The following is a 25,521-nucleotide window of genomic DNA, read 5'->3' on the forward strand; positions in this document are numbered from 1 at the left end:
GGCCCGGTAGTTAGCGCGTCAGTGCATCCAGGCGGACGGGCTTGCCCGCTTCATCGAACTTCGCTCCAGCGCCCAGTTGGATGAAGCGCACCGTTTGCGCCGTCTGGGGTTCGACGTCGGAGGCTGGGGCAGGCGGGGGAGTCTCGCCGTCGGGCGTTCGGTTGCGTCGTGCGGCGCTGGCGGACAGCGTGCCGTGAATGAGCCGCGCCATTTGGGCGACGTCGGTTTCCGGGAGGTAGCCCTGCTGGACGCCATCCGTGAGGATGTCCTGGAGGAGGACGTTGAGCTCGCCCACATGGTCTGCAAGTTTCGCGAACGATGCGGGGGAAAGGACGGCGGCCATCGCTGGTCCCGGCGGCAGGTGGCGGCGGCTGAGGTCCTCCACCTGGGCGCGCACGTAGAGGGCCAGTCTGTCCACTGGGTTTTCAAGGGCTGCCAGCGAATCGCGAAGGTCCACGATGAAGCGCTCCGTTTCGTCCAGCGCGTACGCGATGAGCAGCTGCTCCATGTCGGCGTAGTAGTTGTAGACGGCGGTGCGGCCAACGCCTGCGTGGCGTGCGACGTCGGTCATAGTGAGGCCGGGCAGGCCGTGGGTAAAGAGGAGTTCGCCGAAGGCAGTCAGGATACGGCGTTGGGTCTCGGCGCGTTGGGCAGCGTTCGTGGCGGCCGTGATCCTGGGCATATAGACACTTTACAGTGATGTGTCACCAAGTCCTGCCAGTTTGTGTGCGCGTCATAACCTCTGGAGGCCTTCCCGTGGGCGCGGAGCCTACGCAAACTCGCGTAACATCGTGGGAACCGGACACCAATTTCACCCGGGCACTAGTTCAAAGGGGGACTGTTGCGGGCAACGGTCAAGGATGTGGCGCGTCGCGCGGGAGTGTCGCCGAAAACCGTCTCGAACGTCATGAACGGAATCGTGCCAGTAAGCGCTCCAACACGGCTCAGGGTTGAGCAGGCAATGCAGGAGCTCGACTACGTGCCCAATCTTTCCGCGCGCGGACTACGCAACGGCCGTTCCGGCGTGATCGCTTTGGCGCTGCCGGACCTGGCGACCCCCTTCTCTGCTGAAATAGCCCAGAACATTGTCGAAGTGGCCCACGAGCAGGGCTGGAGCGTCCAGATCGAGGAAACAGGTTCCGATCCACAGCGCGAGCATGAGCTGATGACCCGTGCGCGCTCCAACCTCATCGACGGCCTGATTCTTAACCCTGTGGTGCTGGATGAAAGTGCCGTGAAGGTTGGGGTGGCTTTGCCCCCGGTGGTCCTGTTGGGTGAGGTGACGCAGGAGCTTGCAGACAGGGTTTACGTGGACAGTTTCGCGGCGGCACGCGATATGACCTTGGCCCTGGCCAAGCCCGGACGCCGGCGCATCGCCGTGCTGGGCGTCAACCGGGGGAGGCAGTCGGCTACGGCGATCCAGCGGACCCAGGGTTATGAGGCAGCGCTTGGGGAGTTGGGGATCCCGCTGGATGAATCCTTGTTGATCTCCTGCGATCAATGGACTCCTGGCTCCGCCGCCGAGTCCCTGATGCATTACCTGGATTCCAACCCGCTGCCTGAGGCGTTGTTTTGCTTCACGGATTCCCTGGCCATTGGTGCCCTCAATGCACTGTGGAAGAAGGGTGTCCGTGTCCCTGATGAGATCGCGGTGGCCGGCTTCGACGACGTCATGGATGGGCGCTACGCGGTCCCCTCCCTGACCACAGTGTCTTTCGATAAACGAACCATCGCCACCGAAGCGTTGCGCCTCCTCACTGAGCGCATGGCGGACAGGGGCCAGGGACAGCGCGTTGTCACCGTGGACTACAGCATTGTGGAGCGGGGCAGCAGCCGCTGAAGCGGTCTTTCACATTAAACTGTGTGCGCTAACAATTTTCTCTTGCCTCCACTATTACAACGATGTAATGTGAGAGCCGCGTCACCCCCGGGCCACCCTTTACCTGGACGTGGAGACGCATCGGAGCCGGACTTGCACAGCAGTTGTGTCCTATTCAGCGGACCCTTCCAAAGGAGTGACGGGTGAAGCAGTTTGAATCTTTGACCGGGAAACAGTTGTCCCGGAGACAGTTATTGACGGGATCGGCCCTCCTCGGAGGCGGGCTCCTCGCCACGGGCCTCACAGGCTGTGGAGGTGCGGCCCAAGCCACCACGGTTCAGGACATCGATTTCTGGCACCTCTTGTCCGGCGGTGACGGGATCAAGATGCAGGCCATGATCAACAGCGCCAACCAGGCCAACCCTGGTTTCAAGGTGCACCCCACGGTGCTCGCATGGGGTCCGCCGTACTACACCAAGCTCGCCATGGCCTCGGCCGGCGGCCGGCCGCCCGAGGTCGCCATCATGCACGCCAGCAGGGTTCCGGGGTACGCGCCGGGAGGACTCATCGAGCCTTGGGACCTGGACCTCCTCGCCGAAAACGGCGTGACGGCAGAGAACTTCGCCCCGCGGATCTGGGAGAAGAGCCAGCAGAACGGCAAGATCTTCTCCATAGCGCTGGACTCGCATCCATTCGTCATGTTCTACAACACGGACGTCGCCGGCAAGGCGGGGATGCTTGAAAGCAACGGCCAACTCCAGGAGGTCAGTTCCCCCGACGAGTTCAAGGCCATGGCCCTGGAAATGCAGAAAGTCACCAAGGCCCATGGCCTCTCGTTCGGATACCTCGGCCTGGGATCACAGATGTGGCGGCTGTTCTACACGCTCTACAAGCAGCACGGGGCTGAGATCGTCCTGACCCCAGGCCAGCCGATGAAGGCCGACCGGGACGCTGCCATCGAGTCGTTGGAGTTCATGGCATCGCTCTTCGATGACACCATCGCGGCCAAGAGCGGCGACATCAACACCGGCATCGCCGAGTTTGTCCGCGGCGATTCCGGGATGCTCTTCAGCGGCGTTTGGGAGCTTCCCACCATGAAGAAAGCAAAGTTGCCGGTTGACGCGGCCACCATCCCAACGCTCTTCGGAACACCGGCTTCATATGCGGATTCGCATTCATTCGTCCTTCCACGGCAGCTCACCGTTGACGAAGAGAAACGGAAGGATGTCTACAAGTTCGTCAGCGACGTCCTGAAAGGCTCGCTGTCCTGGGCGGAAGCCGGCCACATCCCCGCGTTCCAGGCCGTGGTTCAATCCCAGGCATACCGTGACCTCACGCCGCAGATCCACTACGCCAATGCGGCAGACATCATCGCTTACGATCCCGAAGCCTGGTTCAGCGGCTCCGGCTCGGATTGGCAGACCTACTTCGCCGAGCACATCCAAAACGTGCTGCTGGGGCGGGACAAGGCCGCCGCAGGGTGGGATGGCTTCGCGGCCCGCACCAACAACCTTCTATCCCGGCCGAACCCGGTCTGACCGGCACAGCGCACCGAGCGACAAAGGAGTCCTTCATGAGTTCCTCTACTATGTCCCGGCGGACCAACCAGCCCCGGACAACACCAAAACCAGGCGCCAAAGCCGGGCCATCGCTGCGAAGCAGCAGCGCCAACCTGAGCGGCTGGGGATTCGCGGCCCCGTTCCTGGTGTTCTTCCTCGTTTTCCTCATTTGGCCCCTCATCTCGGGCTTCTATATGAGCCTCACAGGCAAATCCCTGACGGGCGCCAACGAGAGCATCATTGGTTTTGCCAACTACGCCGAGGCTTTTGCCGACGCGGGGATGTGGCGTTCCCTTGGCAACACCCTGTACTTCACGGTGATCAGTACGGTTCCGCTGGTGCTGGTTGCACTGGTGATGGCGGCACTGCTCAACATCGGGCTTCCCGCACAGTGGCTATGGCGGCTTTCCTATTTTGCGCCCTTCCTCTTGGCCTCCACGGTGGTCTCCCTCTTCTTCACCTGGATGTACAACCCGCAGTTGGGCCTGATCAACGACTTCCTGTCCAAGTTGGGCCTGCCAAAGGTTGCCTGGCTGAATGATCCGAATGTGGCCATGTGGGCGATCGTTATCGCGACCCTCTGGTGGACCGTGGGCTTCAATTTCCTCCTGTACCTGGCAGCTATGCAGAACATCCCTGCGCAGCACTACGAGGCCGCGTCGCTGGATGGCGCCGGAGCCTGGCGCCAGTTCTTCTCCATCACGCTCCCGCAGCTGACGCCCACCACAGTAATGATCGTGCTGCTCCAGATCCTGGCCTCCTTGAAGATCTTTGACCAGGTGTACCAAATGACCGCGGGCGGCCCTGGCGGATCCACCCGGCCCGTGGTGCAGTACATCTTCGAAACCGGATTCACCGGCTACCGGCTGGGGTATTCCGCAGCCATCTCCTACATCTTCTTCGGACTGATCGTGCTGGTTTCCATCATGCAGTTCGTCATCACCCGCCGCAGGAGTGCATAACCATGGCAACCACCACCCTCACCCGTCCCACGCCGGGCGCCGCGCCTGCCACTGCCCAGAAGATGCGCCAACCACGGAAGAAACTGACCGTCGGCAGGATCGCAGCAATCGTCGTCGCTGCCTTTATCGCTGTTCTGTGGCTCATTCCATTCGCCTGGGCTACGGTCACCGCTTTCAAGACCGAGACGGATGCGTCGGCTGCCAAGATCAGCTGGGTGCCGCCGTCGGGCTTTACGGTGGAGGCCTTCGCCAAAGTGTTCCAGGACGGCAACATCCCGCTCTGGACGTGGAACTCCCTGTACACCTCGGCAGCCATTACGGCGATCACGTTGGTGATATCCGCACTGGTGGCCTACGCGCTCTCAAGGATCGACTTCAAGGGTAAGAAGGTGCTGATGACGGTGATCATCGCGTCCATCATCATCCCGCCACCCGTGCTGATCATTCCGCTGTTCTACCAAATGCTGGCGCTGCAGATGATCGATACCTCGTGGGCAATCATCCTCCCGCAGGTCATCCACCCCGCCATGGTGTTCGTCCTGAAGAAGTTCTTCGACCAGATCCCGCGTGAACTTGAGGAGGCGGCCGTCATGGACGGTGCCAGCCGGTTGCGGATCTTCATGCAGATCATCCTGCCGTTGTCCCGGCCGATTCTGGCCGCCGTCGCGATCTTCGTGTTCATCGGCGCGTGGAACAACTTCCTGTGGCCGTTCATCTCCACCAATGACGGCAGCCTGCTGACGCTCCCGGTGGGCCTGCAAACCATCAAGAGTGCCTACGGCGTCCAGTACGCGCAGAACATGGCGTCGGCCCTGCTTGCGGCTTTGCCGCTCATCCTCGTCTTCCTGTTCTTCCAGCGCCAGATCATCAAGGGCGTCGCGACGACGGGTCTCGCCGGAACCTGATCCGGCACCTTCCGAACCAACCACCCAGACTCGAACCACAACCAAGGAGATACATGTCCCGCGCACGCGTTACCCTGGATCGCGACTTCACAGTCGGCGAAGTACCCCGCCGCCTCTTCGGCTCCTTCGTGGAGCACATGGGCCGCTGTGTTTACAGCGGCATCTACGAACCCGGCCACCCTGAGGCTGACGAGAACGGCTTCCGACAGGACGTCCTCAAGCTGGTCAAGGAACTCGGCGCCACCGTTATCCGCTACCCCGGCGGCAACTTCGTCTCCGGTTACAACTGGGAAGACGGGATAGGCCCCCGGGAAAACAGGCCTCGCCGCCTGGACGGCGCCTGGCACACGGTGGAAACGAATGCCTTCGGCCTGCACGAGTTCGTGGATTGGTCCAAGCAGGCAGGCACGGAAATCATGGAAGCCATCAACCTCGGCACCAGGGGAGTTGAAGCTGCCCGCGAGATCGTGGAGTACGCCAACCACCCCGGCGGCAGCTATTGGTCCGATCTACGCGCGAAGAACGGGCACAAGGATCCGTTCGATATCAAGCTTTGGTGCCTCGGCAATGAGATGGACGGTCCTTGGCAGATCGGCCACAAGACGGCTGAGGAATATGGGCGTTTGGCGCAGGAAGCCGCGAAGGCAATGCGCTTTGTGGACCCCGACATCGAGCTTGTTGCGTGTGGCAGCTCCAACTCCGGTATGCCAACCTTTGGAGCTTGGGAGCAGACCGTCCTCACCCACGCCTATGACGAGGTGGATTACGTTTCCCTCCACGCCTACTACCAAGAGCACGACGGGGACGTCGGCAGCTTCCTGGCATCCGCCGTCGACACCGATTACTTCATCGAGTCGGTGATTGCTACCGCTGACGCCGTTCGGGCGAAGGGAAAGCACAAGAAGCACATCAACCTGTCCTTCGACGAATGGAACGTTTGGTACCAGCGTGGCCTGGACACTGAGGACCAGCCGCACAACGTGATCAAGGCCGGTTGGCGCGAGCACCCCCGCGTCATCGAGGACAAGTACAACGTCACCGATGCCGTGGTGGTGGGGACGCTGCTCAACTCGCTGCTCCGGCACGGCGACCGCGTCAAGATTGCCAACCAGGCGCAGCTGGTCAACGTCATTGCGCCGATCCTGTCTGAGGAGAACGGGCCGGCGTGGAAGCAAACCATCTTCCACCCGTTCGCCCGGATGGCCGAGCTCGCCAAGGGCCAGATCCTGCGGCTGTCAGTGGACTCGGACAAATACGACAACGAGCGGTTCGGCGGCACGGACCTCGTCGACGTCAGCGCCACGTGGAACGAGGAGACAGGGCGCGTTGCGCTGTTCTTCGCCAACCGCGGGCTGGAAGAAGCTGCCGACGTCGAGGCAGCCCTGCGCGGCTTCGACGCCCGCCAGGTGCTCCGGGCCGAAGTCCTGGAGATCCCGGAAGGCGGCGACAGGTTCACCACCAACACCCAGGACCAGCAGGGCCGCGTCGGCCTGAAACCCTTGGACGGCGTTAAGGCGAGCGGTTCGGAGCTTCGGCTGACGCTGCCCGCCCTGTCATGGGCCGTCGTCGAGCTTGAAGTAGTGAAGGGCTAACCCCCGCTCACCCAACTAAGTCGCAGCAGAGCGCGTTATGAAGGTTCATAACGCGCTCTGCTGCGACTCACTTGGGTTAACGCACGACGGCGGCTGGCTAGCTAGATAGCGCAGCCGTCAGGGCCGCAGGCCTCGGCGTCGGATGCGCCCACGGGGATCAGGGGATTGGTTTCCTGCCACGCCTGGTTCAGGGCCTCGCTGAAGAGTTCCGCCGGCTGGGCGCCGGAGATGCCGTACTTGCGGTCGATCACGAAGAACGGGACGCCTGTGACGCCGATGGCGCGGGCTTCATTGATGTCCTCGTTGACGGCGTCCGAATATTTGTCGGTAGTGAACAGCTCTGCCACTTCGGCGGCCGGGAGCTCCAAGGCGGCACCAAGCTCCGTCAGGTATTCCCGGCTGCCGATGTCCTTGCCGTGCTCAAAGTGATCGCTAAGTAACCGCTCCTTGGCGGCATCCTGGCGGCCATGTGTTGCGGCAAGATGGATGAGGCGGTGCGCTGTAAAGCTGTTGGCAACCACTACGTTGTTGAACTGGTAGTCCAGGCCCTCGCCCTTGGCGGTCTCGGTGACGTGGGCGAACATCTGCTTGACCTGCTCCGGAGCCAGGCCCTTGCGCTTGCTCAAGTAGTCCAGTTCCGTGCCGTCGTAGTGCTCCGGGATCGAAGGATCCAGTTGGTAGCTCTTCCACTGAATCTCCACCGACCCGCGGTGGGGGAACTGTGCCAGGGCAGTCTCAAAGCGGCGCTTGCCGATGTAGCACCACGGACACGCGACGTCGGACCAGATCTCAATCTTCATGCTGTGGTCAACCTTCGGCGGTTCAGGGGCATTCCGGAAAAGTCTGTTATTTTCGTCACCCATTGCCGGGGCGGGCGTGCCCAGCCTAATGTGTGAAGCAGGTTATGCAGTCAGCCGATGGGGCGCTCTTCGTCCCGAAGAATCGCGTGTGTCTGGGGCCGCGATGAACACGAGGTTGAACCCCGTGCGCGGGTTCGCATATTTGTGGAGGCCTACAGCATGCGCGTTGGACTCATCGTTGGCCCATGGTTCCCAGTGCCCCCGGAACGGTACGGCGGCACTGAACGGGTTGTGGATGCCTTGGCAAGGGCTTTGGCCGATGCAGGGCACGAGGTACTCCTGGCCACGGCGGCCGACAGTACCTGCCCCGTGCCACAGCTGCGGGGTTTCGGGCAGAGCGAGCCGGAGGAGTTAGGGCAGACACTCAGCGAGCTGCACCACGTGATCAAGGCATATGCCGGCATGCAGGACGTAGACGTTATCCACGATCACACCCTTGCCGGACCTCTTTACGCCCACCGGCCGCCGAATGTGCCGGTGGTGACCACTGTCCATGGCCCGCTGACACCGCGGTACGCAGGGCTCTACCGGGATATGGCCCGGGACACCGCGATCATCGCCATTTCGCGTGACCAATGCAGCCGCATTTCCGACCTCCCAATATCGGCCGTCATCCATCATGGGCTGGATCTCTCCACGGTTTCTGTCGGCGAGGGTGCCGGCGGTTACGCATGCTTTGTTGGACGCATGTGCCCGGACAAAGGCTTGTTGGAGGCGGTGGCCGTTGCCCGCGAGGCCGGGGTGCCGCTGCGCATCGCTGCCAAGATGCATGCCAAGAGTGAACAGGACTATTACCACGACGTTGTTGAGCCGATCCTTGGTTCACAGGAAGAATTCCTCGGTGAACTCTCGGATCCCGAGAAGTACGAGCTCATGGGGGGAGCCGTGGCCCTGATCAACCCCATCCAGTGGCATGAACCATTCGGACTGGTCATGATCGAGTCCCTGGCTACCGGAACACCAGTACTTTCCACTCCGATGGGTGCCGCCCCCGAAATAGTCCAGCATGGAGTGACGGGATATCTGGCGCAGACCCACGAACTCGCAGGGTTCATGGAGGACGTGCAACGTCTCAACCGTGCGGAGTGCCGGCGTACCGTGGATGAGTATTTCAACGCTTCACGGATGGCAGCGGACCATCTGGAGCTTTACGCCACGGTCATCGAAGAATTCAAGGCCGGAGGCCTTCCCGGCGACGGCAAGTTGCAAGACAATCAGAGGCAAGCCCCCATCAACCTGTGATCGATAAGCAGGACATTTCCCGAGGAAGGCTTCGTGGGCCATGACTGCTTGGAACGCCGACACGGAGGCGGGCGCCTCCGAATTTGGTGCGGTGACCGTCGTCGAAGGATCGTCCTTCTGCATTTCCGCCCACACTGGTGACATCCACGGAGGTGGGGCCCACGGCGCCTACTACCAGGACACCCGGATCGTGTCGCGGTGGGTCCTCCGCGTCAACGGGGCGTTCCGTGAGCCGTTGGTGGCTCGTAATCCAACTGCGTTCCAGGCGGAATTCGTGGGTCGTGCACTCTCAGCAGACGGTAGGTTCGACAGCCCGTTGGTTGTGAGGCATCAGCGGCATGTAGGGCACGGCCTGAGGGACGACATCACTATCCGGAATTACTCCGGGCAGGCATCCACCTGCGATATTGAGCTGCTCATCGACGCGGACCTCGCCGACCTCTTCGACGTCAAAGGTGGCAGGGCGGGCAAGGCCGCATCCGTGGCGAGAACGGTCCACAAGAAGGAACTGCACATCGAGTCGGTTCACGCCAATGGACAACGCCGGGGCGTATCCTTCCGGGCATCCGGAGGGAAACCCACGGAAGATGGGCTGAGCTTCCACATCACCATCCCCGCGCGGAGCCAATGGACCACTAGCGTCATTGCCATCCCGCTGACCAACGGGGAAGGGCCCAACGACCCTTTCACCGAAACCACTCCCTTGCACCACACCGCAGGTGTCCGCCGGCACATGGCCTGGGCGGAGCACGTTCCCCGGATCGCTGTTACGGACAGGAACGTTGAGGAAGTCCTGGAGCGAAGCCAGAGCGATCTTGGCTCGTTGCGGATCTTCGACCATGAGCATCCCGGGCGTGCTGCCGTCGCAGCCGGGGCGCCCTGGTTCATGGCATTGTTTGGGCGCGACTCGATCCTGGCGTCCTATATGTCACTCATGGTGGATCCTGGACTTGCTGCCGGCTCGCTGCAAACACTGGCCGGGCTCCAGGGCAGCAAAGTGGACGCCGATTCCGAGGAGGAACCCGGCCGCATGCCCCACGAGGTAAGGCTGGGAGTCACGGCAGGACTTTCCTTGGGCGGAACCGCCTACTACGGGACCGTGGATGCAACGCCACTCTTCGTCACCCTGCTGGGCGAACTCAGCCGGTGGGGCCTGGGGGCGGACATCATCGATTCCCTGCTTCCCCATGCCGACCGTGCAATTTCCTGGATGGAAAACTATGGCGACCGGGATGGCGACGGGTTCATCGAGTACCAGCGGCCCAATAGCCACGGCCTGATCAATCAAGGGTGGAAGGACTCCTGGGACGGCATCAACTTCGCGGACGGCAAGATGGCTGAAACGCCCATCGCGCTGTGCGAGGTCCAGGCCTACGCCTACGGGGCCTACGTTGGGCGTTCGCTGCTGGCGCGCGCTGCCGGCGATACCGCCGTCGAACGCCGTTGCGCCGACCGGGCCGAAGCGCTGAAGGAAGCGTTCAACGAGACTTTCTGGCTGCCGGACAGGGGCTATTACGCCCTTGCCTTGGATAAGGACAAGAAACCCGTGGATTCCTGTACGTCCAACATGGGCCACTGCTTGTGGACCGGCATCGTGGACGAGGACAAGGCTGCACTTGTGGCGGAGCGGCTGATGTCACCTGAGATGTTCACGGGCTGGGGGATCCGCACTCTGGGTTCGGACATGGGTGCCTACAACCCCGTCAGCTACCACAACGGCTCGGTCTGGCCACACGATACGGCGCTCGTGGCCACCGGACTCATGCGCTACGGCTTCGTGAAGGAAGCCAGCCGGGTGGCGAGCGGATTGTTCGACGCCGCCGAGCACTTTGGCGGTCAGCTCCCGGAACTGTTCTGCGGCTTTGACCGCTCAGACTTCCCGGAGCCGGTGCCCTATCCGACGGCGTGTTCACCCCAGGCGTGGGCGGCCGCGGCGCCGATCCAGCTGGCCCGCATCCTCTTGCGGTTCGACCCCGACTTCACCAGGAAAGTACTCCACCTGGCGCCTATCCTCCCGGACTCGTTTGGGGAGTTCAAGGCCGAAAACGTGCTGCTGGGGCGCTCGCGGGTCACGATCCAGGCGTCCGCGGGACATGGCACTGTGACGGGATTGCCCACTGGCCTGGAGTTGCGCTCCGATCCCCGGCCACCATTGGCTGGGGACTTGTTCGGCTAGGTTCGGCGTTTCCTAGAGCTCGTGCTCCATGACGAAGTCGTGCTCTATGGTGTCGCCGAGTTTGAACGACTTGGTGCCCACCCTTTGGAAGCCGCTCTTCTCGTAGAAACGGATGGCCTTGGCGTTTTCACTGTTCACGCCAAGCCATACTCCCGCCGCGCCCTTTTCCGAAGCGTCCGCGACGGACGCCTTCATGAGGCGGGACGCGGCTCCCTGGCCGTGGTGGTCCGGGTGGACGTAGCACTTGCTGAGTTCCGTGGAGGGGAGTGCCGAGAGCACGGAGGCTACATCCGGGTCGCTTGCCGGCTTGGCAATCAGCATGGTGTACCCGTTGAGCTGCCCGTCGTCGTCGAGCACCAAAATGGTGATGTTTGGATCGGCGAGGTAGTCCACAAAGTTGTCCTCGGCGAGCGTCTTCTCCAGGTGGGCCTGGATGTCCGCCGGTGAGGCGCCGGGCGGGCACGCCAGCGGGAAGGTGACGGCCGCAAGCTCGGCCAGCTTTCCGGCGTCGTCCGTTGTTGCTGTTCGAATGGTCTCGGCCACGTGGTCCCCTCGGTGTTTGTGTATAGCTAATGCCCCTAAGAACGAATCTTAAGGGCATTAGCTGGGCACGAACTCAAGTTTTGCGTTTAGTCTGCTTTCACGGCGAGCACGGGGCAGTCCGCCTCCAACAGGATCCTCTGCGAAACACTGCCCATAATCAGCTTGCCAACCGGGCTGCGACGGCGGAGGCCAATCACAATCAACTCGGCGTTGGTCTCGTCGGCCGCATCCAGTACCTCAGCGGCGGCGTCATGGCCGCGGACCGGCTGCTTGATGACGTGCTGGATGCCTTGAAGGGCCAAGCGTTCCTCGATGGTCTGGATCTCCGGTTCCTGGGCGTACCTGTTATCCACCAAGGCGTCGCCCTTGGAAGAATTGATCACCAAAAGGGTGTCGTTGTTTTTCTTGGCTTCGGCAATGGCTTGGGTCAATGCGGCTTCGCCCTCGGGTGTGGGGACGTATCCCACCACGATGGTCATGGCTTCTCCTTGTTGTGGTGGCTGTTGTGCTGGAGCGGGGTGGTGTTTTCGTCAGCTTGGATGGCGGCGTCCTTCGCCGTGACGGTTTCGCCCGGGTGGGCAGGGACCACGCTGGCTGACACCGGACGGTTGCGGCGGACCAGCTTGAAGATCAGCGGCCAGAGGATGACGATAGCCACGATGATGTAGACGACGACGGCGATTGGCTCGCTCCACAGCCCGGCGGGGTCACCGGCGAACAGTTGGAGAGTCCTGCGTAGCTGGCCTTCGATGCGCGGGCCGAGGATGACGCCCAGAATCAGGGGCAGCACGGGTAGCCCGAAGCGCCGCATCATGAATCCCAAGGCTCCGAGCACCAGGAGGATCACAAGGTCGAACGCCTGCAGGTTTACGGAGTAGGCGCCCAAAGTAGCGAAGAAGAGAATGCCGGCGTAGAGGTACGGCCTCGGAAGCTGCAGCAGTTTTGCCCACAGGGGTGCCAGGGGCAGGTTGATGAGAAGGAGCAGCAGGTTGCCGATGAAGAGGCTCGCGATGAGCGCCCACACCAGGGGACCTTGGCTGGAGAACAGCTGCGGGCCGGGCTGGATGCCGTAGGAGGTGAACGCTGCGAGCATGACGGCGGCGGTGGCGTTGGTAGGCAGGCCGAGGGCAAGCATTGGGGTCAGCGTTCCAGCTGCGGCAGCGTTATTGGCTGCTTCAGGTCCTGCGACGCCTTCGATGGCTCCCTTGCCGAATTCCTCCGGATGTTTTGTCAGCCGCTTCTCGGTGACATAAGAGAGGAATGTGGGGATCTCGGCACCACCGGCGGGAAGTGCCCCAAACGGGAAGCCGAAAGCGGTGCCACGCAACCAGGGTTTCCAGGAGCGGGCCCAGTCCTTCTTGCCCATCCAAGGCCGCCCCACGGGAATGATGTGAAGCGGTGAACGCCGCAGGTGGGCGGCAACCCACAGTGCTTCACCCACGGCGAAGATGGCCACTGCCACCACAACGATGTCCAGGCCGTCGGCCAACATCGGCTGGCCAAATGTCAGGCGGCGCTGGCCAGTCACGGAGTCAATGCCCACCAGGCCGATGGCCAGGCCCAGACCCAGGGAGGCAAAGCCCCTGAGCCTGGATGAACCCAGGACCGCAGTGACGGCCAGCAAGGCGAGGATCATGATGGCAAAATAGCTCGGTGCGCCCAAGCTCACGGCGAACTGCACCACCAGGGGTGCAAAGACAGCCAGCAACGCAGTTCCGATGGTACCTGCCACGAAGGAGCCAATGGCCGCAGTAGCGAGCGCTTGGGCTGCGCGTCCTGCTTTGGCCATCTTGTTGCCCTCGATTGCCGTCACAACCGACGACGATTCTCCAGGTGTATTCAGCAGAATGGACGTTGTGGAACCGCCATACATGCCGCCGTAGTAGATGCCGGCGAACATGATGAAGGCGCTGGTGGGCTCAAGGGCGGCCGTGACGGGAAGCAGCAGCGCCACAGTCATGGCCGGGCCGAGCCCTGGCAGGACGCCAACGGCCGTTCCAAGGAGTACGCCGATCACCGCGTACAAGAGGTTCATGGGGGTCAGGGCGGTGGCGAAACCGTCCATCAAAGAGGACCAGACGTCCATCAGAGGATTCCTTCCAGGAGTCCGGCCGGCAATGCAATGCCAAGGCCGAGGTAGAAGCCGTAGAAGGTGGCCAGGGACAGCGCAACGGAGATGATCCCGTCACGAACGTAGTGCCGGCTGCCAAGTGCCAGCACGCTGCCCCAGAACAGGACAGTCCCGGAAATGACCCAGCCGGCCCAGTCGATGAGCAGGATGTTGAGGATGAACGCTCCTGCCAGCGGGAGCACCGTCTTCCAATCGGCGGGGTGCGCGAGGTCAATGTCCTCGCCGCCTTCCACTTCTCCCTTGCCACCACGCAGAACGTTGATGGCCAGCAAAACAGCGCAGACCACCAGAAGTCCGGCAACGATGAAGGGAACTGCCTTGGGCCCTACGGGGTCCGACTTCGAATACGGGGTTGCCAGGCCATTCGCGTCAAGGAAGACAAGGACGCCCACCGCGCCGAGCAGGAGGGCGACCCCCAGCTCGGCGCGGCCTTTCAGGCCTGTTGCTACAGTGCTCACGCCAAGCCAAGCTTGGTGAGCACGTCCGCCACCCGCTTGTCCTGGTCCGTCAGGAACTTCTGGAACTCGTCACCGGTGATGAAGGCGTCGGTCCAGCTGTGGGTCTTCAGGGCCTCTTTCCAGCCAGCGGATTCGTGCATCTTCTCCAGGGCGGCAATCAGGGACTTCTTGTCGTCCTCGCTGATGCCCGGAGGGGCCACCATGCCGCGCCAGTTGGTGAAGACCAGATCGATCTTGGACTCCTTCAGCGTGGGGGCGTCAACACCGTCCAGGCGCTTCTCGCCACTGGTGGCCAGGACGCGTACTTCACCGGACTTGATCTGCTGCAGGTACTCGCCTGCACCGGAAGCCGCGAAGCCAAGCTTGTTGCCCAGGATGGCCGGCAGGAGATCTCCACCACCGTCGTAAGCGACGTAGTTGACCTTCGTGGCGTCAATGCCCACGGCGCCAGCCAGCTGCATGGGCAGGAGGTGATCAGGGCCACCAGGCGAGGAACCGCCACCCACGGAGATGGAACCGGGATCTGCCTTCCAGGCTTTCACGAGGTCATCGATGGTCTTGTAAGGGGAGTCCTTGCTGACCATGATGGCACCGGGCTCTTCAATGAGCCGTGCCAGCGGGGTGGTCTCGGTCAGCTTCGACTCCGACTTGTTGGTGTAACTGGCACCCACAACACCCAGGCCCATGAGCATGGCGAGGTCCCCGTTGCCCTTTTCGTTGACCACGCGGGCCAGGCCCACTGTGCCACCTGCGCCTGCGAGGTTGAAGACCTCGGTGTTGTTCGCGATCTTCTCGTCGTCGAGGACCTTGGCGGCCGCCCGTGCAGTGGTGTCGTAGCCGCCACCGGGAGTATTGGGAACCATGATGTGAAGGCCGGTGATGGGTCCGGCTGCGGCGCCGGAGCTAGCAGAACCAGTGGAGCTCTTACCTGTGGCGCCGCAGCCGGTAGCCATCAGGGCGATGCCGGCAGCAACGGCGGCGATTCGCAATGCGCGGATCTGGCGCATGGTGTTCCTCTTCTCAGTATGGAAATTCTGTGCAGGGCGGTCAGCATTGTGCCCCTGTGGATTGATGCTAGGTCCCGGCGTGACGGTGATCACTCTTGTGTTCGCAGTGATCTTTAAGTTCATTGCGTTCACGCTTTTGCCTTCGCAAAAGACCCGGCGCAGCTGATCCTCAGCGTGCTTAGGGTATAGTTCCGATACGCCAAGGCGGACTACTTTTGAAGCTGTTAGCGGCCCTTGCAAATTGGAATCACCAAAGGATCCAAACAGTGTCTCGACTGACTCGACGGAGAGGGATGTCCCTGGCCGGGCAGTACCTTGTGCTGCAGTTGTTGATCGTTTTGGCGGTTCTGGTTGCCGTGGTAGCCATCTCCCTGGCCCAATCTGCCGCTGCCTTTGAACGCACTGAAGGACGCCGGGCCTTGTCCGCGGCAGAGGCCTTGGGCAACAACCCGACAGTGCGTGCGCTGTTGCCCACCGCCGAATCACGCAATGGGTCAGCCCTTCCGGCCGTGGCCGAATCCGTTCGGACTGTTTCCGGCTCCTCCCACGTGGCACTGGCAAAGCTTGACGGCACGGTGGTGGCCTCCTCGGATCCCAGCCAGCTGGGCAAGCCACTTCTATTGGGCGACAGCAGGGTGAAGGAAGGCCGGGCCTGGACCGGAGTCCTCGCCGGTAATGAAGGAAAAGTTCTCTCAGCACACGTGCCGGTACTGGACGACTCCGGAACCATGATCGGCATCGCCGCCATCAGCAGGAACTATCCATCCGCCCTTGAACGGCTGGAAGACGTGGTGCCCAACCTCCTCACCTACGTGGGCGTTGCCAGCGTTCTCGGCGTAGCCGGTTCCCTCCTGTTGTCCCGCCGCGTCAAACGGCAAACGCTGGGAATGGAGCCTCGGGAGATCACCGGACTGGTGGAAAACCGTGAAGCGATGCTGCAGGGCCTGAAGGAAGGCGTGGTGGCGCTGGACCCGCACGAGCGGATTACGGTGGCCAATGAGAGCGCCCGACAACTGCTGGGATTGCCCGCAGACTGCGTAGGCCGGAAACTCGGGTCCCTTCACGTGGACAGTGCGCTCAAAGTGGTACTCACCCGGGAACAAACGGACCCCGACCAATTAGTGCTGGTGGGGGACAGGCTGGTGGTCATGAACAGGGTGGCCCTCAGATCCCGTGGGCGCGACATCGGCTCCGTGACAACCCTGAGGGACAGAACCGAATTGTCGTCGCTGGAACGTGAACTCGGTGCCACCCGGACCGTGACCGATACTTTGAGGGCCCAGGCCCATGAGTTCGCCAACCAACTGCACGTCATTTCCGGCCTGATACAGATTGGCGAATACGATTCCGTGGTGCAGTTCGTCAACGGCGCCACCGTGGACCGGACGCGGCTTAACGACGAAGTGACCAGCCGCATCCAGGACCCTGCGCTCGCAGCCCTGCTGATAGCCAAAGCCAGTTTGGCCACCGAGCGCGGGGTGGAGCTGCAACTCGACCCCCAGTCCGCCCTCCCGCGCGTTAACGAGGAACTGTCCCGGGACCTCACCACCGTGGTGGGCAACCTGGTGGATAACGCGTTCGACGCCGTGACTGGCCTCGTTGGGGCGTCGGTGAGTGTGTTGGCGGTCAACTCTGCGGACGGTGTTACAGTCACCGTCCGGGACAACGGTCCAGGAGTGCCCTCCGGCTCCGCTGAGGACATTTTCAGGCAGGGCTTTTCCACGAAGGAGCCGGGTCCCGGCGACGCCCGCGGCTTTGGCCTGGCACTCTCGCGGGTGATATGCCGGCGCAGCGGCGGCGACCTGACAGTGGCCAACGACCATGGGGCCGTTTTCACCGCACGATTCAACAAGCACAATTCGGATTTCAAAGGGGCAGCGTAGCCGTGATCAAAGTACTGATTGTCGATGACGACTTCATGGTGGCCAAGGTCCACGCAGGGTTCATCCAGCGAACGCCGGGGTTCGGTGTGGTGGGGGTGGCCCACACGGGTGCGCAAGCTCTCCTTGAAACGCAACGGCTGCAGCCGGACCTGGTGCTGTTGGACATCCATCTCCCTGACATCAACGGCCTGGACCTGATGCATCAGCTGCGGGACGTGGCCCCGGACCTTGATGTGCTGGTGATCAGCGCAGCGCGTGAAACTGAAACGGTGCGCAAGGCACTACGCGGTGGCATTGTGCACTACCTGATCAAGCCGTTTTCGCAGTCTGATCTTCAGGAGCGTTTGCAGCACTACCTGAATGCCTACCAAGGGCTTGATGCGTCCAAGAGCGAGGCGGAGCAATCCGACGTGAACCGGGTGTTTGGGCTCGGCGTATCCGAGCGGACGTTGCCCAAGGGCTGCAGTGTAGAGACGCTGGAACTGGTGGAAGCTGCCCTGAAATCAGCGCCCGGCGATGTCTCCGCGGCCGAAGTGGCCGAACAATTGGGGACCTCACGCGTCAGCGCGCGCCGATACCTTGAGTACCTCCACGATGAAGGTGCGTTGGAAGTCAGGCTTAAGTACGGCGTCGGGCGTCCCGAAAGAAGGTATGTGCTGAAGGCGCGGTGACGACGGTGTCGAGCACTTGCGCCAAGCCTGGCCGAATAGGCAATTGATAAGCTGGACGCACGTCCAAGATCAGCCTTTCTGACAAGGAGCGTGAGTACTGTGCCAAAGACCGGCAAGAACGATCATGCCCGCAAAGACGAACTCCCATCCACCCTGCAGCGCTCTGAGCAGAAGGCCCAAGACACCTTCGCCAAGACCTACGATTCCGCCATGGAGTCCTACGACAACGATGAGAGCCGTGCGGCCCGCACCGCATATGCGTCGCTGAAGCACAGCTACGAGAAAGTCGGCGACCACTGGGAGGCGAAGGAGGAGCGAGGCCCTTCTGACCAGCACGCGGAAGAGGGCGTTGAATCAACGAAACCCACGGCCGGGGGAGTGGACGCCAATGCCTCCAAGGAGCATCTCTATCAACGTGCCCAGGAACTGGACATTAAGGGCCGTTCGAAAATGAGCAAGGACGAGCTCGTCGAAGCTCTGCAGAAAGCCAACGACGCCGCGACCCGGAAGGCGCGAGGCGGCTAGTCTCTGCCGGATTATTGCCCGTATAACCACCCACGGCCCTCATCAGAGTTTCGGACCGAAACGGTCACCGCACCTCGTCATCCGGCGGCTTTCCACCCTAGGGCGGGTCCCAATTTTCCTGCGATGTCGGTGAGGATCTGCACGTAGTCCTCATGTTCAAAGCTGAACGGCAGTGCGAAAGCTACCTCGTCGACTTCCTGGAATCCAGCATGGGCGTACAGTTGCTCGGCGATTTCAGCGGAGGTCCCGATCACATCCGGGGCGAACAGCATACCCTTCGGCCCTTGGGGCGCCCGCGTGCGGGGAGTGCGTTCATCGACGTAACGCTGGTACTTCTCCCGCTGGGCATTCGAAGCGGAATCTGTTGGGATCACCACCAAGCCCTGTGAAACCCGGGCAGTGTTTCCGGCCGCTGCGGCGGCCTCGCGGTACGCACGAATCTGCGTCTGTTGGACCGTGGCAAAGTCCGGCTTCTGGTCCTTATCCGGGAAAATCACGCTGCTGGACAGAAGATTGAAACCGTTTGCCCCGGCCCAGACGGCAGACTTCATGCTGCCCGCTCCGTACCAAAGGCGGCTTCGCAGCCCGGGAGAGTGTGGCTCCACCCGGTTGGAGAATTCCTCCACAACACCTTGCTTGCCGGAGAACTCCCGGACCTTTTCGCCGGCGACCAGGCGGGCAAACCGCCCTACGCGGGCATAGGAGAAGTCCTCTGTTTCTGAGGAATCCGGGAACAGTTCATGCTTCACTGTGTCGTAGTGCATCGGTTCGCCCACGCTCAGCCCTGGATTGATCCGTCCCCCGGCGAGCAGATCCACGGTGGCAAGGTCCTCCGCCAGACGCAAGGGATTTTCCCAACCCAGCGGGGTTACTGCGGTTCCGAGTTCGATTCTGGACGTGCGCTGGCTGGCGGCGGCCATCACTGCGACGGGGGAGGAGATCCCGAATTGCAAGTGACGGTGCCGCAACCAGGCGCTGTCGAACCCCAATTGCTCACCGAGTTCGATGATCTCCAACGTTGACCGGTGGCCGGCGGCCGGATCCGCGGGGTCGAACAGGCCGATAGTGAGAAATCCAAGCTTGCGGAGGGGGCGTTCGGGGCTGGGCATGGACTTCCTTCGCGATCGATCGGCAGTTACTGCCCAGAATAGGTGCGGGTACCGGGGACGACGGCGGGACGTTACCTTTTGTGATGGATCGGCGGGTTGCCGTTACGCTCGGCAGGCCTGCGGAGACGGATCATGCGGGGCTGGGCGTGGGCGTGATATCCAGACGGAACCGTGCCATCTGGATAAGGATTGCCGGGATTGCGACGGCAATGACGGCAGCCGCGTACCACTGCAAGGTTGGGACCAGCCCCAACACGGGGACAAGCTGGCCGGCGATGATGACGGGTATCCCGAATGCGAGGTAAGCGACCGTGTAGATGCCGGAGAAGACGCTAGCGCGTTGGTGCGGCTGAACGTGCGGGGCTATTAGCCGGAGCTGGCCGCCGAATGACGCGCCGAAGCCGATGCCTCCGAGCGCTGCACCGATCCAGACGGCGGGCAGCCACAGTGCGCTGATTCCGAGAAGGACCGCGATCGTCCCGAGAAGGGTGAGTGATGTTCCAACCAAGGTGCTGCGCCGGGCAGGATGCTGGTTGAAAACGAAGTTTGATATAGCGGCCGCGAACGGGCCGAGGAAAGCCGTGAAGCCGGCCACCAGGCCGCCGTCCAAAGTGAACTGAAGACGAAGCATCACGGGCGAAAGTCCGAGGAAGAAGGCAGGAAACATCCAGCCTGCGATGTGCACGGGTATCCCTGCGGCAAACTCACCGCGGACACTGCCAGGGAGTCCAAGGCGGGGAGTCAGCGACCGGAGCACACCAGGCCGCTTTGCTGCAGTTTCGGCTGTGAGGCTGACGAAGACGATGGCGAGAACCATGACTCCAGCGAGGATGGTGAACACAAGCGTGTTGGCGTCCGGAGTGAACTGAACCGCGGCGCCGGTCAGAAGAGCGCCGACGCCGAGACCTCCTGCGACCGAGGCACCGGCCAGGCCTCCGGCGAGTTTCTTGAGGTGGGCGGGTGCCTGCTCAGCGATGGCAGCGCTGAAGGCACTGGTGGCAAGCCCCGTGGCGAGACCCTGGAGGGCGCGGGCGACGATCACCCAGGTGATTGTCGGGGCGACCAGGAACACAATCATGGAAGCGAGCTCACCGTAAAGGGCGGCAAGCATGACCGGCCGGCGGCCGACATGGTCGGAGAGTGAGCCGCCTATCAGGAGCGCCGCCAACAGGCCGAGGGCGTAGATGGAGAAAGCGATACTGAGCGCGCCGGATGAGAACTGCCACTCATGCTGGCGAAGTGAGAGCAGAGGAGTCGGCGCTCCCGCGGCGAAGAAAAACGCTGCAAAAACCGTGGCGAGGCCGGCAAAAGAGACGGCTGGGGAAATTTTGGGGGACAACACGGGCTCCTTGGACAGAGTGGTCTAAACTCTTTCAGTTAGACAGATCTGTCTAATTAAGTCAATACAGATTTAGACAGATCTGTCTGATAAAATGAGGCATGACCTCCACCCGAGTTCCCGCACGGCAACGCCTCCTCGATGCAGCGGACAGGCTGTTTTACGCAGAGGGAGTCCATACTGTCGGGATCGACAGGGTCATCGAGGAAGCTGGCGTTGCCAAAGGCTCGCTCTTCTACAACTTTTCGGGCAAGGACGAGCTTGTAGCCGCATATCTTGCTGGCTGGGACCAGCGGCGGCGGGATCGGATTGCGCGGCACCAGCAGGGGCTGGATGACCCGGTCGACAAATTGCTGGCAATCTTTGATGCCTTGCAGGAAGCGGTCCTGGCCCCGGGCTACCGGGGTTGCGCGTTCGCTAATGCCAATGCCGAGGCCCTCCCGGGCAGCGTGGAAGCCACTGCGCTGCGCGCGTTCCGCGACTGGCTCGCCGACGTCATCCTGTCGCAGACCGAGGAAGCAGGCTTTCTGGACGCCGCCGATGTGGCCGACCGTCTCCGGTTGCTCTACGACGGAGCAGTCGCCAACTCACAGCTCGACAAGCACCCGGACGCGGTCCGGTTGGCCAGGGAGCTCGCACAAATGGTCCTGGAAACCTCACGCCGGGCCTGAGGGGAAAGGCTGTTGCTGTTTCTTGAGAATGCCCAGCCCCCGAGGTCAGTGGCCGCTATTTCCGGGTGGATGCGTTTACCGCTGCGGTAATCCTGGCCGGGTCGAGGATTCTGTCCAGGGCGAGACGGGCGCTCCCGGTTATGCCGCCGGTTTTTTTGGCCTTCGTCGCTTCGATCTCGAGGCTGTCGGTGGCGAAGGGCTGGCACTCGGTGTAGATCGCTGACTGGACGCCGCTGATGAAAGATTCAGCCTCGCTAAGGGTCCCGCCGAGCACCACGCGTCGAGGATTGAAGAAGTTAACGATTGAGGACAGAACGACCCCTGTGCGGTTGCCCGCTTCACGCAACAGCTGGGTTGCGACGGGATGGCCATTGGCGGCCAAACGGATAAGGTCGGGGGTATCTGTCACGGCCTCGCCCGCTGAGTGCAGGACTTTGACGATCGCTGCCCCGCCGGCGACGGCATCCAAACATCCAGTTCGTCCGCAGGAGCACAGCGTCGCAGGCGCGTCCGGGACGCTGACATGGCTGATGTCTCCAGCCATGCCGCGGTAGCCGTGATGAATACGGCCACCGGCTATGACCCCGCCACCAATGCTGGAGCCAGCCTTGACGAAGATGAAATCGTCGGCGTCTTCTCCACGGATCAGATGCTCGCCCAGAGCCATGAGGTTGGCGTCGTTGTCCACGAAGACCGGCACGCCAAGAATTTCCCTGAGCAGGGCGCCTGGCTCTACGCCATTCCATCCAGGCATCCGGGCGGGAGAGACCATTTTTCCCCCAGGGAAACTGACCGGGCCCGGCAAGCCCATCCCAACGCCAAGCAACCTTAAGCGCTCGGAGCTTGTCTCGACCAGGTTCCGGATCTGCCGTGCTACCTCATTGAGCACGGGGTCGGGACCTTGGGTGATGTCCAACGCGGTATGGCGCTCGGAGATCAGCCGGCCTTGCAGATCGAACAGTCCAAACGAAGCGTGTTTGGCACCGAGGTCCACTCCGGCGACCATCCCGTACGAGGCGTTGATTCCCACCCCACGTGGTCGACGCCCGATCTGGGACTGTCCCGGGCCAGTTTCAACTACGTAGCCGAGCTGGATCAGCTCATTGACCCTGAGGGCCGCCGTGGTGGGTGCTTCCTGACGGTGAACTAACTTCCGCGGATTCAATGACGGTGTCTGATGATGGACACGACACATTTTCCTTCCAGTGGGATGACTCGAAATACCTATGCCGGTCACAGCAGCGACGACCTGTGACCGGCACGGTCACAGGTCGCTCGGTACTGCCAAACGACGGCGTTTTATGCCGTTTGGAGAACGCCCACGGTCAACAGCGCGTTCGCGAAGCGCCGGGAGTCGCCCGTCACGATGCACAAGGCAAGATTCTGTGACCTGGCGAGGTCATAGAATTCGTGTCGGTTAATGAACTCTGTTTCGGTGCCTTCGGGCATTAGGTCATCGATTTCTGTATGAACGAGGCATGGAGTTGCGTCTTCGGAGGGGATGATCCGCGTTAGTTTTTCGATTCGGATGGTGCCTAGGACGGCGCGTAGGACTTGGGGCACCGTTGGAAAGTCTGCCTGCAGGTTCAGGTAGACGGTTTCTGCGTTTGGTCCGACTGCAGTCGCGGCTGAATAGTGTCCGTCTGTGATGAGTACGGTAGCACCGTGGCCGGCTGCCGCCAGGGCGGAGAGGATGCGAGGATGCGTCAGTTGCCCGGTGATCATGCGAAGTACTGGCCGCCGTTGATGTCGACAACTGTACCCGTGACGAAGCGTGCATGCTCGGACGCTAGCCACAACGCCGCACCCGCGACATCTTCGGGAACTCCGGGCCTTCCGAGGGGGATTGTCTCGACTGTGGCGGCTTTGGATTCTGCGGTGGTGAAGGTGTCATGGAAGGGTGTCGCTTCGATGAATCCAGGGGCAAGGGCATTGACGGTGATACCAGATGATGCCAGTTCCTTTGAAAGCCCACGAGTGAAGCCAAAGATCGCAGCTTTGGCCGTGGCGTACGCTGTCGCCCCGGCGTGTCCGCCGTTACGGCCTGCCAACGAGGCGACATTGATGATGCGGCCGCCGCCGTTGATCAGTGGCAGGGCGAAGTGTGTCATCAGGAAGGTGCTGTCCAGGTTAACGGCCAGAACCTGCTTCCAGAGTCTGAAATCCATGTCGCCGATGGCAGAGCGCTGGATGAGCCCGCCGACATTGTTGACGAGAATGTCCAGCCGTCCTAGGTCGCGGCCAAGGGCCTCGATAGCCCTCTGGACTTCGGTTTCGATGGTCGCGTCCAACTGCAGGGAGGTCAACGGGTGCCCGGTGAGGCGTTCCACGTCATCGGCGAAATCCTGGTCGGGTTTGTGGTTGTTGTAGGTGATGGCGATTCTGGCCCCGGCCTTGGCGAGGGCCAGTGCGATGCCTTGACCGATGCCGGTGCCTCCGCCCGTTATTAGAGCGGTCTTTCCGCGCAGTGACTGTTCAAACATCATGAGTTGTTCCTTTCAGGCGAGCCGGTTCTCCGGCCGCACGGCTAATTGGTTTTTGCGAGTTCGGCTGCGGCGACCGCGCTGGGAGCGGCAGTGCCTTCTGGTCGGTTCCGCGCGTAGAGGAATGTGGCGATGGCCGTGATGACCAGACAGCCGGCCAGGAAGAGCAGCCCGGCAAGGTTGCTGTGCGTGGCGTCGTTGAGCAGCCCGACGGCGTAGGGGGCTACGAATCCTCCAACGTTCCCGATGGAGTTGACCAGTGCCAGGCCCGCAGCCGCGGCTGCGCCGCCCAATGCGGCTGATGGCATGGACAGGAGCGGTGCGGTTGCGGAGAAGACGCCCATCGCCGCGATCGTGAGGAATACCAGTGCGGCGACAGGATTGACCGGGAGAAGGAACGCGGCCCCGGTCAGCCCGAATGCTGCAATGAGCATGCTGATGCTGGCGTGGGCTGCGCGTTTGCCGGTCCGGTCCGAGCGGCGGCTCCAGTAGAAGACGAACAAGGCTGCAGCCGCGTAGGGAATGACGACGATGAAGCCCACTTGGGCTGGATCGAGCTTCCCCAGTCCGGCAACCACGGTTGGCAGCCATAGGCCAAAGCCGTAGATGCCGCAGACCATGCCGAAGTTCAGGAACGCGTACACAAGGGCCCGGCGGTCTTTCAGCCCGTCCAGGAAGCTATGCGATCCGCTGCGCTGTTTCTCCGCCAGTTCGTTGGCCATGGTCATGCTCAACCAGTTGCGTTCGTCTGCTTTGAGCCAGCGGGCATCTTCCGGGCGGTCGGTCAGCAGCCGCGGCGCCATGAACCCCAGAATGATGGCGGGGATGCCTTCAATGATGTAAAGCCACTGCCATCCGTGGAGTCCCAGCATCCCGTCCAGATTCAGGAGCAACCCCGAGAGTGGGGCGCCGATGGCATTGGAGATGGGCTGGGCCAGGATGAATAGTCCGAGGACGGTGACCCGCTGAGCCGCGGGGAACCACAGGGTGAGGTAGAAGACGACAGCGGGAAAGAAGCCGGCTTCGGCGGCGCCGAGCAGGAAACGGATGACGTAAAACGTCGTCTCACTGTTGACCAGCGCCATGGCGGTGGCGCAGATGCCCCAGCTGATTAGGATCCGAGCGATCCACTTCCTCGCCCCGAACCTATACATGCCCCCATTACTGGGAACTTCGAACAGTGCATACCCAATAAAGAAAATACCGGCACCAAGACCATACGCGGATGCTGTCAGGCCGATGTCTTCGCTCATTGTCAGTTTCGCAAAACCGACGTTGTTCCGGTCCAAAAATGCGACGAAGTAGAGAAGGCAGATCACGGGGATGATCCTGCGCCGTACCTTTGCCAGGCTCCGGTCCCCAAGCTCCCCGAAGGTGAGCCGGGCCGAGCGCTGCCTAGCTGAAATCAATGTCTTCATCAAGACTCCTTTGGCTTAATTCAAAGCCGCAACGGATCATCACGCGATCCTACGACTAGTCCTATACGCCAATAGTGTGCATCATATGCACATGCTGTGCAAGGGGTGCACCAAATCAGCGCGCTTGTTCTGGCCCATCGTGGCGATTCAGCTTGACCGCCGCTCGAA

The 25,521-nt window shown here is 61.9% G+C and carries 24 protein-coding genes; 11 read left to right on the forward strand and 13 right to left on the reverse strand.

Translation table 11 applies throughout. The annotated features are described in order from the left end of the window. Positions 1 to 10: 10 nt before the first annotated feature. On the reverse strand, positions 11 to 682 hold the full coding sequence (locus LDN75_RS03190; protein WP_223935742.1) for a TetR/AcrR family transcriptional regulator: 672 nt from the start codon (positions 680 to 682) through the stop codon (positions 11 to 13). 159 nt (positions 683 to 841) lie between these two features. On the opposite strand from LDN75_RS03190, the gene LDN75_RS03195 reads away from it, so the two are divergent. From LDN75_RS03195 to LDN75_RS03215, 5 genes are all read left to right on the forward strand, one after another. Beyond that, positions 842 to 1,840: a LacI family DNA-binding transcriptional regulator gene (locus LDN75_RS03195; protein WP_223935743.1), complete on the forward strand. Its 999-nt coding sequence runs from the start codon at positions 842 to 844 to the stop codon at positions 1,838 to 1,840. Between the two features lie 182 nt (positions 1,841 to 2,022). Then, positions 2,023 to 3,357, forward strand: a complete 1,335-nt coding sequence (locus LDN75_RS03200; RefSeq protein ID WP_223935744.1) for an extracellular solute-binding protein — start codon at positions 2,023 to 2,025, stop codon at positions 3,355 to 3,357. A 35-nt stretch (positions 3,358 to 3,392) separates the two neighbouring features. Then, complete coding sequence (locus LDN75_RS03205) at positions 3,393 to 4,340, forward strand: sugar ABC transporter permease (RefSeq protein ID WP_223935745.1); 948 nt, start codon at positions 3,393 to 3,395, stop codon at positions 4,338 to 4,340. Between the two features lie 2 nt (positions 4,341 to 4,342). After that, the gene (locus tag LDN75_RS03210) at positions 4,343 to 5,245 is read left to right on the forward strand and encodes a carbohydrate ABC transporter permease (protein ID WP_223935746.1); all 903 of its coding nucleotides are present in this window, start codon (positions 4,343 to 4,345) and stop codon (positions 5,243 to 5,245) included. A 53-nt stretch (positions 5,246 to 5,298) separates the two neighbouring features. After that, on the forward strand, positions 5,299 to 6,837 hold the full coding sequence (locus tag LDN75_RS03215; RefSeq protein WP_223935747.1) for an alpha-N-arabinofuranosidase: 1,539 nt from the start codon (positions 5,299 to 5,301) through the stop codon (positions 6,835 to 6,837). 101 nt (positions 6,838 to 6,938) lie between these two features. Here LDN75_RS03215 and LDN75_RS03220 read toward each other — a convergent pair whose 3' ends face one another. Further along, positions 6,939 to 7,637: a DsbA family oxidoreductase gene (locus tag LDN75_RS03220; RefSeq protein WP_223935748.1), complete on the reverse strand. Its 699-nt coding sequence runs from the start codon at positions 7,635 to 7,637 to the stop codon at positions 6,939 to 6,941. A gap of 219 nt (positions 7,638 to 7,856) precedes the next feature. Between LDN75_RS03220 and LDN75_RS03225 the strand changes: the two genes are divergently transcribed. Together LDN75_RS03225 and LDN75_RS03230 are read left to right on the forward strand one after the other, a co-directional pair. Next, positions 7,857 to 8,939, forward strand: coding sequence for a glycosyltransferase family 4 protein (locus tag LDN75_RS03225; protein WP_223935749.1), 1,083 nt, complete (start codon positions 7,857 to 7,859; stop codon positions 8,937 to 8,939). Positions 8,940 to 8,979: 40 nt separating this feature from the next. Continuing rightward, positions 8,980 to 11,115 carry a glycogen debranching N-terminal domain-containing protein gene (locus LDN75_RS03230; protein ID WP_223935750.1) on the forward strand — a complete coding sequence of 712 codons (2,136 nt, stop codon included), beginning with the start codon at positions 8,980 to 8,982 and terminating at the stop codon, positions 11,113 to 11,115. A gap of 12 nt (positions 11,116 to 11,127) precedes the next feature. Here the strand turns inward: LDN75_RS03230 and LDN75_RS03235 are convergent, their stop codons facing one another. From LDN75_RS03235 to LDN75_RS03255, 5 genes are all read right to left on the reverse strand, one after another. Then, a complete protein-coding gene (locus LDN75_RS03235; protein ID WP_223935751.1) occupies positions 11,128 to 11,658 on the reverse strand; it encodes a GNAT family N-acetyltransferase in 531 nt (176 codons plus the stop codon). Positions 11,659 to 11,744: 86 nt separating this feature from the next. Then, complete coding sequence (locus LDN75_RS03240) at positions 11,745 to 12,137, reverse strand: universal stress protein (protein ID WP_223935752.1); 393 nt, start codon at positions 12,135 to 12,137, stop codon at positions 11,745 to 11,747. After that, positions 12,134 to 13,744: a tripartite tricarboxylate transporter permease gene (locus LDN75_RS03245; protein WP_223935753.1), complete on the reverse strand. Its 1,611-nt coding sequence runs from the start codon at positions 13,742 to 13,744 to the stop codon at positions 12,134 to 12,136. The genes LDN75_RS03240 and LDN75_RS03245 overlap by 4 nt, the downstream gene beginning before the upstream one ends. Further along, positions 13,744 to 14,247 (reverse strand): tripartite tricarboxylate transporter TctB family protein, encoded by a 504-nt coding sequence (locus LDN75_RS03250; protein WP_223935754.1) that lies wholly within the window; start codon positions 14,245 to 14,247, stop codon positions 13,744 to 13,746. Before LDN75_RS03250 ends, LDN75_RS03245 begins: the two co-directional genes overlap by 1 nt. Next, a complete protein-coding gene (locus tag LDN75_RS03255; RefSeq protein WP_223935755.1) occupies positions 14,244 to 15,254 on the reverse strand; it encodes a tripartite tricarboxylate transporter substrate-binding protein in 1,011 nt (336 codons plus the stop codon). The genes LDN75_RS03250 and LDN75_RS03255 overlap by 4 nt, the downstream gene beginning before the upstream one ends. Before the next feature lie 293 nt (positions 15,255 to 15,547). Between LDN75_RS03255 and LDN75_RS03260 the strand changes: the two genes are divergently transcribed. The 3 genes from LDN75_RS03260 to LDN75_RS03270 all read left to right on the forward strand — a co-directional run bounded on the left by LDN75_RS03260 (position 15,548) and on the right by LDN75_RS03270 (position 18,333). Next, positions 15,548 to 17,137 (forward strand): sensor histidine kinase, encoded by a 1,590-nt coding sequence (locus tag LDN75_RS03260; RefSeq protein ID WP_223937465.1) that lies wholly within the window; start codon positions 15,548 to 15,550, stop codon positions 17,135 to 17,137. A 2-nt stretch (positions 17,138 to 17,139) separates the two neighbouring features. Then, positions 17,140 to 17,808, forward strand: coding sequence for a response regulator (locus LDN75_RS03265; RefSeq protein WP_223935756.1), 669 nt, complete (start codon positions 17,140 to 17,142; stop codon positions 17,806 to 17,808). A gap of 99 nt (positions 17,809 to 17,907) precedes the next feature. Beyond that, complete coding sequence (locus LDN75_RS03270) at positions 17,908 to 18,333, forward strand: ChaB family protein (protein ID WP_223937466.1); 426 nt, start codon at positions 17,908 to 17,910, stop codon at positions 18,331 to 18,333. 77 nt (positions 18,334 to 18,410) lie between these two features. On the opposite strand, the gene LDN75_RS03275 is transcribed toward LDN75_RS03270, so the two are convergent. Both LDN75_RS03275 and LDN75_RS03280 read right to left on the reverse strand, forming a co-directional pair. Beyond that, positions 18,411 to 19,442 (reverse strand): LLM class flavin-dependent oxidoreductase, encoded by a 1,032-nt coding sequence (locus tag LDN75_RS03275; protein ID WP_223935757.1) that lies wholly within the window; start codon positions 19,440 to 19,442, stop codon positions 18,411 to 18,413. Between the two features lie 130 nt (positions 19,443 to 19,572). Then, positions 19,573 to 20,781: an MFS transporter gene (locus LDN75_RS03280; protein WP_223935758.1), complete on the reverse strand. Its 1,209-nt coding sequence runs from the start codon at positions 20,779 to 20,781 to the stop codon at positions 19,573 to 19,575. Positions 20,782 to 20,882: 101 nt separating this feature from the next. On the opposite strand from LDN75_RS03280, the gene LDN75_RS03285 reads away from it, so the two are divergent. Beyond that, a complete protein-coding gene (locus tag LDN75_RS03285) occupies positions 20,883 to 21,452 on the forward strand; it encodes a TetR/AcrR family transcriptional regulator (protein ID WP_223935759.1) in 570 nt (189 codons plus the stop codon). A gap of 55 nt (positions 21,453 to 21,507) precedes the next feature. Here LDN75_RS03285 and LDN75_RS03290 read toward each other — a convergent pair whose 3' ends face one another. The 4 genes from LDN75_RS03290 to LDN75_RS03305 form a co-directional block, all read right to left on the reverse strand. After that, positions 21,508 to 22,617, reverse strand: coding sequence for an ROK family protein (locus LDN75_RS03290; protein WP_223935760.1), 1,110 nt, complete (start codon positions 22,615 to 22,617; stop codon positions 21,508 to 21,510). A 134-nt stretch (positions 22,618 to 22,751) separates the two neighbouring features. Continuing rightward, positions 22,752 to 23,177, reverse strand: coding sequence for an RbsD/FucU domain-containing protein (locus LDN75_RS03295; protein ID WP_223935761.1), 426 nt, complete (start codon positions 23,175 to 23,177; stop codon positions 22,752 to 22,754). Next, complete coding sequence (locus tag LDN75_RS03300; RefSeq protein WP_223935762.1) at positions 23,174 to 23,938, reverse strand: SDR family NAD(P)-dependent oxidoreductase; 765 nt, start codon at positions 23,936 to 23,938, stop codon at positions 23,174 to 23,176. The genes LDN75_RS03295 and LDN75_RS03300 overlap by 4 nt, the downstream gene beginning before the upstream one ends. Before the next feature lie 41 nt (positions 23,939 to 23,979). After that, positions 23,980 to 25,353, reverse strand: coding sequence for an MFS transporter (locus tag LDN75_RS03305; protein ID WP_223935763.1), 1,374 nt, complete (start codon positions 25,351 to 25,353; stop codon positions 23,980 to 23,982). Positions 25,354 to 25,521 lie beyond the last annotated feature (168 nt).

Source organism: Arthrobacter sp. StoSoilB5 (genome assembly GCF_019977235.1).
Classification (GTDB): domain Bacteria; phylum Actinomycetota; class Actinomycetes; order Actinomycetales; family Micrococcaceae; genus Arthrobacter.

What these genes read in the sequence shown, in the direction of transcription:
- LDN75_RS03190 (WP_223935742.1), bottom strand. Translation starts at nt 682, where the DNA reads ATGCCCAGGATCACGGCCGCCACGAACGCTGCCCAACGCGCCGAGACC.
- LDN75_RS03205 (WP_223935745.1), top strand. Translation starts at nt 3,393, where the DNA reads ATGAGTTCCTCTACTATGTCCCGGCGGACCAACCAGCCCCGGACAACA.
- LDN75_RS03210 (WP_223935746.1), top strand. Translation starts at nt 4,343, where the DNA reads ATGGCAACCACCACCCTCACCCGTCCCACGCCGGGCGCCGCGCCTGCC.
- LDN75_RS03215 (WP_223935747.1), top strand. Translation starts at nt 5,299, where the DNA reads ATGTCCCGCGCACGCGTTACCCTGGATCGCGACTTCACAGTCGGCGAA.
- LDN75_RS03220 (WP_223935748.1), bottom strand. Translation starts at nt 7,637, where the DNA reads ATGAAGATTGAGATCTGGTCCGACGTCGCGTGTCCGTGGTGCTACATC.
- LDN75_RS03225 (WP_223935749.1), top strand. Translation starts at nt 7,857, where the DNA reads ATGCGCGTTGGACTCATCGTTGGCCCATGGTTCCCAGTGCCCCCGGAA.
- LDN75_RS03230 (WP_223935750.1), top strand. Translation starts at nt 8,980, where the DNA reads ATGACTGCTTGGAACGCCGACACGGAGGCGGGCGCCTCCGAATTTGGT.
- LDN75_RS03240 (WP_223935752.1), bottom strand. Translation starts at nt 12,137, where the DNA reads ATGACCATCGTGGTGGGATACGTCCCCACACCCGAGGGCGAAGCCGCA.
- LDN75_RS03245 (WP_223935753.1), bottom strand. Translation starts at nt 13,744, where the DNA reads ATGGACGTCTGGTCCTCTTTGATGGACGGTTTCGCCACCGCCCTGACC.
- LDN75_RS03255 (WP_223935755.1), bottom strand. Translation starts at nt 15,254, where the DNA reads ATGCGCCAGATCCGCGCATTGCGAATCGCCGCCGTTGCTGCCGGCATC.
- LDN75_RS03260 (WP_223937465.1), top strand. Translation starts at nt 15,548, where the DNA reads ATGTCCCTGGCCGGGCAGTACCTTGTGCTGCAGTTGTTGATCGTTTTG.
- LDN75_RS03275 (WP_223935757.1), bottom strand. Translation starts at nt 19,442, where the DNA reads ATGCCCAGCCCCGAACGCCCCCTCCGCAAGCTTGGATTTCTCACTATC.
- LDN75_RS03285 (WP_223935759.1), top strand. Translation starts at nt 20,883, where the DNA reads ATGACCTCCACCCGAGTTCCCGCACGGCAACGCCTCCTCGATGCAGCG.
- LDN75_RS03295 (WP_223935761.1), bottom strand. Translation starts at nt 23,177, where the DNA reads ATGATCACCGGGCAACTGACGCATCCTCGCATCCTCTCCGCCCTGGCG.
- LDN75_RS03300 (WP_223935762.1), bottom strand. Translation starts at nt 23,938, where the DNA reads ATGATGTTTGAACAGTCACTGCGCGGAAAGACCGCTCTAATAACGGGC.
- LDN75_RS03305 (WP_223935763.1), bottom strand. Translation starts at nt 25,353, where the DNA reads ATGAAGACATTGATTTCAGCTAGGCAGCGCTCGGCCCGGCTCACCTTC.